This is a genomic window from Aporhodopirellula sallentina SM41 (genome assembly GCF_000346505.1).
Classification (GTDB): Bacteria; Planctomycetota; Planctomycetia; order Pirellulales; family Pirellulaceae; genus Rhodopirellula; species Rhodopirellula sallentina.
Map to the genome: position 1 here is coordinate 1 of NZ_ANOH01000410.1, position 7192 is coordinate 7192.

Genomic DNA, 7192 nt, shown 5'->3' on the forward strand with positions numbered 1-7192 from the left:
GGTGGTAACTGTCAGTTGTGGCTCCGCCGGGGCAAGCCCAAGACGGAAACGTTGGGGGGAGCTAAAAGCTAATCGCTAACAACTCTCCGAAGCCTTGGCGACTCCGGCTACGGTTATTCTTGGTTCGGATCGGACCTAGGGGGCAGGCGGCGGGGGTGGGGGCGTTGAGGCAGACAGGGCGGTGGCGAAGGTGGGGATGGTGGCGGCGGCCGACCAGCCCGACATGCCGGCTTTCCAAATCATTGTTTGTGCATTCACCTCTCCGCTGGTGATGCCCGAACGCATCTGGTCGGTCGAGAATGGGCCTTTGGTTTCTCCGCTTACCGCCACGTACCAAGCATCCACGGGTGGCGGGGGTGGTGCCGCGCTCGGGGCGGGGTTCGCTGACATTTGTGGCATCATGCGACTGGCCATCGCCATTCCGACGCCCAACCCCATGCCTTCGGCGGCGCCCCCACCGCCGCCTCCTTCGGCGGCCGCCGTCATGGCTTGGCCCATCTGGTATTGCTGGAATTTGTTCATGTCCCCCAGCACACCCATGCTCGTGCGTGTGTCGAGTGCTTTCTCGACCGACTCGGGGAAGGAAATGTTGACGATGAAAAGTTGCGGGCAATCGAGGCCGTACTCGTCATCGATGCGTTCGACCACGTTCTGTCGCAGCGTCTCGGACAGCGTCTGATAGTTACTCGCGAGGTCCAAAGCAGCGATTTGCGAACTGCCGATCAAGTCGGCGAACGCACTTTGGATCACCGATCGCATCAGTGTCATGACGTCGTCGGCCCCAAACTGTCCGTCGGTTCCGACGATCTCAGTCAGAAGTGCTTTCGGGTCGACTGCTTTGAGTGTGTAGGTACCGAAGGCACGAATTCGGATCGGGCCGAACTCGGGGTCACGCAACATAATTGGGTTGGGCGTTCCCCATTTCAGATCGGTCAACTGCCGCGTGCTGACGAAATAAACTTCCGCTTTGAACGGACTGTCGAAGCCGTACTTCCACCCTTCGAGCGTGCTCATCACCGGACGGTTGGCCGTCGTCAGTTCATAGTGCCCCGGCGGATAGACGTCGGCGATTTCGCCTTCGTAAACGAACACCGCCATCTGCCCCGGTCGCACGATCAGTTGGGCACCGTTTTTGATTTCGTTATCGTGCCGCGGGAAACGCCATACCAACGTGTGCTGTGAGTCGTCGATCCACTCGATGATGTCGATCAACTCGGAGCGGATCAAATCAAACAATCCCATCTGGAGTCCTTTGTATTGGTGGTTCGTGTGAGCGTGGGCGAACTGGCCCGCAATGATAACAAATTGGTGATGAGTCAGGCCCGGTAGCAACAATTCACGTTGGCGGCAGGCCTGGCTAGGTAACAGGCATATAATCGGGGACTTGATGGCGCAAAATCAGCGAGATTAAAGAATTCGGGCCGATCGGCGTGTGGGGGACCATCCAACCGAACTGCGCGAGGCAGTGAGCCGAATGGCCGTAAGGCCTCGGGTCGAATCGTTAACCCAGCCTCCAAACCCTCCCGCCCAAAACCCGAGTGCTTACGCACTTCGGCTCACTTTAAGTTGCCTTTTGCGTTTGCGCTACGCGTGACGGGCGGCTGGGGGGCGGAAGTAGAAACGTTGTTCGCCGAGTTGGAACTCAGTGATCTGATCCAGTTTGACGTCGTGCAGTCGCAACCAGATGCCGTTTCGTGAATCGAGGTCTTCGATCAACCAACCTCGGGACGTGTGATGCAGTTGCAGATGATTCGGACACACATACGGGTCATTGATCGACAACGCCGACGTGGACGGATCCGAACCGATCACAATGTGGGTGCTGTCGAGCGTGTAGGACTGCTCGGGGCCCTTGGGATCTCGGTAAACGAGTTTGGGCAGCGCCACCTTCACTTCGGTGACCAACTGGGTCGCGCGAGCGTCATTGGCGTCACCGGACACCTGCGTTCCGACCGTGTCATCAAACTTCCCGTCGGGCGACGGCATCCGAAACGCGAACCGGTGACCGCCGACGAGGAACTCTTGGGCGTTGCGTAGATAGGCTCGTTGAACGCGGAAGAACGATCCGTTCCGGCTGTCGAGGTCAACGAAATGCCATTGGTATCCGCCCCGATGCTTGCGGCATTCGAGCTGAGCGTGCTTGGACGACATCAGCACTTCGTGCGGGAACGTGATATCACCCTGTTCGCGTCCGAGCACCACCGCGCCACCACGCAGCCGATGCACCTCCGACTCTTTGATCGAACCGTCATCGAGAACCGAAAGAAACGCCATCGGGGGTCGCAGGATCGGCCGGTACAACGGGGTGCGTTTGGATGACTTCTTGCCGCTCGCGACGCCGACTTTTCCACCGGCGGCTCGACCGGTTGCCGGCCGAGGCGAATTGCCGGGTGTGTCGTCGACTTCCTCTCGCAACCGCGACGGATCAACAACCATCGTTTGCCGGATGGCGTCGATTTCCTGGTCGAGCGTTTCGCCCGTCATGGTTTGGTGAGCGGACGCGGCTTCACCGGCGTGTTCGTCCGCGGCACCAAGCAAGCGTTTGAGTTTCTCGAACATCGGCAGCAACTTGATTGAAAGTATCGAAAACGTCTGCCACCATTTTGCCACGCTCGCGGGTGGGATGCTACGTGTGGGCCAGTTGTCCGAGGCAGCTCAATTTGAGAGTAGCGATACTCGTCCACGGGCTGTTGATTTATTCGTTTAACGGCAATACCGTTCAATTTTCGTTTAACCCGTTCCCGAAGGGTAGGTTGTATTCCGTCAAGCGTCGCCTACGGCTACCGGTTAAATGAAAACAGGTTGACTCTTGATTAAATCGACAAACCGTCCAGAGTTTCGGCTAGCCCTACGAATCGCCGAAAGACTTGGCGTCTTTCGCTACGGCCTCAACCTGAAGCTTTAGCGGTAGCGGTCCGCTAGTTGTGCAACCCACATTCGGTCTTCTGGAAACCGCTCCACCGTCCCGCCCGTTCGTCTTCGCCGGCCATCACCGAACGCGTGCACGGCTGGCAGCCGATACTCGGATAGCCCTGGTCGTGCAGCGGGTTGTACGGGATTTTCTCCTTCATAATCAGCGACCAGACTTGCTGCTTCGTCCAATTGGCCAGCGGGCTGATTTTGACGAGTTGAAATTTCTTGTCCCAACCAACGATCGGTGCCTTTGCCCGGTCCGGGCTCTGGTCCCGCCGGATCGCGCTCGCCCACGCGTGCCAACCTCGAGCCGATTCGTGCAGGACACGCAGTTTGCGTTCGAAGCAGCAACGGTTCGGATCGGTCAGGTAGACCGGCCCGCCGTTCTCTCGCTCGAATTCCTCCACGGACATCTTCGGGTATTTGTATTCGACGGTGATGCCGTAGCGATCACGAACTCGTTCGCGGAGCTGCATCGTTTCGTCGAATTGATAGCCCGTTTCGAGGTTGAAAATCGGCGTCTCGGGAGCGATCTCGGCCAACATGTGGATGATTGTCATCCCCTCGGGCCCGAACGCGGTCGCCATCGTGAATTTAGGTGCGAAGCGTTCGACCGCCCACTTCAAGATCCCTTGCGGCGTTTCGTTCTCTAACGCTTCACTCTCACGCTGCAATTCGGCCAGAAATTCCGGCGTCGGCTCAAGCGGCGGGTCTGCAACGCGGGCACCGCCGATCAGCGGAATGCCGTCCTTGTCCAGCTCCATTGTCTCACGAGCAGCCCCCATCGCCTTGAGAGCAGCCTGCGCAGCACCAGCGGATTCCTCGGCCGAGAGCGTTTTTGACGATTCGGAGTCACGGGACACGATAGCGGGCTCAACGACAGAGAAAACGTTTTTGGGAGTGAATAACGGAACGGTTTCGGATTTCGATCCGGGAAAGGATACAAACCTGACCTGTTTGGTCAAGTATCTCCATCGACCGCACCTCGGGGGTCCCTTGAGCAGATTCCAGGCGGCAATCGGCGAAAAACCGTTTCGATCGGTTAAAATAGAGTGACCACGCCTTCCACGTCGATCGGGATTTTCACGATGTTTTGCTTTCTCTCTCGCGTCTCTGTCGAACGATCCCCACGTGTCGCCCACAGCATGCTCCCACGAACCACGCTGAGCGGGCTCCTTTGCGTCGGCATATGCATGGCATTTTGCGCGGACACATGGGCGGGTAAAGTCGAACTGTCCGGAGGCGGTCAACTGACCGGAGACGTACGGCGAGCGGAGAAGCCGGACGGATCGACCTCCCACGTCGTCGTACGGATCGACCAAGACCTCTCGATCGCGGTGGCCGGTGCCCACGTGCGTCGTTCGGTCGGGTCCGAAGAACTCGAGGAATACCGGAAACGCGCGGCGTCGGCCGGAGACGATCCGGAGGCTCAATTTCAGCTCGCCCGATGGTGCAAGTCGCAAACGCTGCTGCCACAGTATCGCTACCACCTGACGCGGACGATCGATTTGGAACCGGATCACGAGCTCGCTCGAGCGGCACTCGGTTTCGTCCGAAATCGCTCGGGCAAGGGATGGATCAGTTACGAACGATTGCGACGCAGCCAGGGGTTGATCGAAGACAGGAAGGGCAGGTGGGTTCTGCCGGAGGTGCTCGCGGCGCGGGAATACGAGGACGACGCGGACAAGAAATCGAAACTATGGATCAGAAAGTTTCGGCGACTGCACACCAACGCGATTCGAGGCGACGCCGAAGCGATGGCGGAAATCGAAGCGATCGACGATCCCTTCGCCACCAATGCGATCGCGGCGGAGTTGCTTCGCACGCGACGTTCGAAGATCAACCTTCGAACACTTCGTTTGGGCTATGTCCGGTTGCTCGGTCGCCTTCGCAACGGGGCTTCGGTGAAAGCACTCGTGGAGGCAGGTTTGTACGAACCCGATGAACTGATCCGCGAAGAGGCACTTCGCCAGTTGACCGAATATGGCGCATCGTCGGCGGTGGCCACTTGCATTCCGTTGCTGAAGTCCAATTCGCCGGCCCAGGTCAAAGCGGCCGCGCGTGCGTTGTCCTACTTCCCCGATCCGGAACTCGCGTTCGTGTACACCAACGCGTTGATCACTCAACAGAAAACCAAGATCCAACAAGGCAGCGGTGGAACCCAAGCGGGCTTTGGTAACAACGGCAGCGCGGGGCTGACGCAGGGAGCGAAGGTGGTCGAGAAGACGGTTTCGACGCGAAATCCCGAAGTGCTGCGACTGGTCAAGATGATCGCTCCGGAAGCGGACTACGGTTATGACGAATCCGCATGGCGTCGGTATTTCGCTTCGCTGAGAAACCCACCACGATCCGACCTTCGCCGCGACGAATAAGCCGCTTAACCGCAGTTGCTTGCGTGGAGCGATGCATTGCCGTGGTCTCGGTCTTGCATCGACCGAGCGACGTGGTCGCTTCGATACTCATTGATCTTCACTTGATCAGCCCGCGTGATAAAAACGGGGACAGGCAACTTCGTTTGGCGATTGCTTATCCTTCACCGCTTATCCTTCACTGGGATTTGGTCGTAACGGACTGGTTGGCTCGCGGGATCTTCTCAAGGCTTTCACGACGTTCTCTCCCCCTGTGCACACGGGCTACCCACCGCCTCTCGTTCTATAGACGAACCGCGTTTGCATTCGCGCATAAACCTCCCGCGATTCTATAGAGGTGTGCCGCGATTTATCGCAGCCGACGCGGTAGGGCAAAGGGTTTGATTACGTCATCTTTTTCGGCACGAGAATGCGGAAATCTATCGTATTCATTGCGTTCCTCGGCTCCGCTTGTATGTTTGCGTTGCTACAATGACAAACTTATTGATTGTCGAAGACAAACACTCCCCACCCGATCTGATTGCAGGACATAACATTGAGCCAAGAGATTCATTCCGTTCGCGCATACCAGCACTTACGCAACCGTTTGATCTCGGGAGATTTCGAGCCCGGCACACGACTACTCTATGGACCTATTGGAAAAGAGATCGGTGTGAGTGCTACGCCGGTCCGCGAGGCGGCGGGACGTCTCGCCAATGAAGGCCTTGTCGAGTTGATCCCGCAAATCGGAGCGGTTGTTCGGACGATCGGTCGCGAAGAGTTGATCGAAATCTACGGCGTTCGCGAAGTGATCGAACCGGGTGCCTCGGCAATGGCTGCCCGCAAAGCGACTCCCGAACAGATCGCGGCGATCGGCGAAGAACTCGAAAAGATGAAAGCCGCGACCCAAGCGCAGCAGGATGGTGGCGCGGAGGTCACGACGAAAGAGATCAAACGTGACTTCGACCGGGCTGATTATGGTTTCCATATCCGGGTCTTCGAAGCGACCGGCAACAAAGCCATCGTGCACACGGCGACCCAGTCGCAAGTACTGACGCGAGTGTTCGGCATTCGAAAACACATCCACGATGCCGAGTCGATGCGGTTAACGTGCGGCCATCACCAGGACATCTTTGACGGCATCGCCAACCGCCAACCCGAAGCCGCCTTCGCCGCTGCGGTGGAGCACATCCAGTACGGGTTGAACCACTGCCTCATCGTGATGGACCAAGCCGAAGCGGCCAAAGCAGCCGAAGAAGCAGAGAAGGAAGCCGCCAAAGGTGGAGACAGCAAAAAGGAAGTCGACGAAGAAAGTTCGCCCAGCTAAACGGTAGTTTCCAGCGCCGCGAGCGTTCCACCATGAGCCGAATGGCCGTAAGGCCTCGGGTTGAATCGCCAACCAAGCCTCCTCCCGCCCGAAACCCGAGTGCTCACGCACTTCGGCTCACACGAAGAAAACACGTAGGTTCGCATCTCCGAGGCGGACACACACCTGAAAACTGTGAGCCAAGCAAGACGCGATGGCACATCAAACTAACCAACGCAGGCTTCGGTCTTGGAAAGACCAGCTACGTGGGTGAGCCGAACGGCCGTCAGGCATCGGGTTGAATCGCCAAACGAGTCACCAACCCAACACGCCCGAAACCCGAGTGCTCACGCACTTCGGCTCACGAGATCGGGTTGATCTCTACTTTTGCGTGTCGCTTAACTCCGCATTGACCGCTTGGTATGATTCATGCCGATGACCGGATGTGGATGTGTACCATTTCGAATAAGGGCCGACCGGCTTGGGCTCTTTCTCTGCGACGCTTGAATTGCTTTCATGCCTGACTTAATCGCTCAAGGCTCCAACCGTTGGCGGCGTGGTCTTCCCGAGCTTGCCGCAGGGCGCGACGTGCTGCTCGGGCGGCAACCGCAAAGCTCGCCTCCCC

General features: G+C 58.1%; 5 protein-coding genes. 2 read left to right on the forward strand and 3 right to left on the reverse strand.

Annotated features, from left to right (window positions below):
• Window positions 1-135 precede the first annotated feature (135 nt).
• The 3 genes from RSSM_RS26655 to RSSM_RS26665 all read right to left on the reverse strand — a co-directional run bounded on the left by RSSM_RS26655 (window position 136) and on the right by RSSM_RS26665 (window position 3677).
• Window positions 136-1242, reverse strand: a complete 1107-nt coding sequence (locus RSSM_RS26655; RefSeq protein ID WP_044303739.1) for an SPFH domain-containing protein — start codon at window positions 1240-1242, stop codon at window positions 136-138.
• A 342-nt stretch (window positions 1243-1584) separates the two neighbouring features.
• Window positions 1585-2559, reverse strand: coding sequence for an FHA domain-containing protein (locus RSSM_RS26660; RefSeq protein ID WP_236621414.1), 975 nt, complete (start codon window positions 2557-2559; stop codon window positions 1585-1587).
• A 359-nt stretch (window positions 2560-2918) separates the two neighbouring features.
• A complete protein-coding gene (locus RSSM_RS26665) occupies window positions 2919-3677 on the reverse strand; it encodes a phosphoadenylyl-sulfate reductase (RefSeq protein WP_390174072.1) in 759 nt (252 codons plus the stop codon).
• Between the two features lie 429 nt (window positions 3678-4106).
• Here RSSM_RS26665 and RSSM_RS26670 point away from each other — a divergent pair, with 429 nt between their 5' ends.
• Entirely contained in the window at window positions 4107-5285 is a 1179-nt protein-coding gene (locus tag RSSM_RS26670) for a HEAT repeat domain-containing protein (RefSeq protein WP_008687085.1), read from the forward strand.
• A gap of 532 nt (window positions 5286-5817) precedes the next feature.
• Window positions 5818-6588, forward strand: a complete 771-nt coding sequence (locus RSSM_RS26675; RefSeq protein WP_008687087.1) for a GntR family transcriptional regulator — start codon at window positions 5818-5820, stop codon at window positions 6586-6588.
• Window positions 6589-7192: the final 604 nt, after the last annotated feature.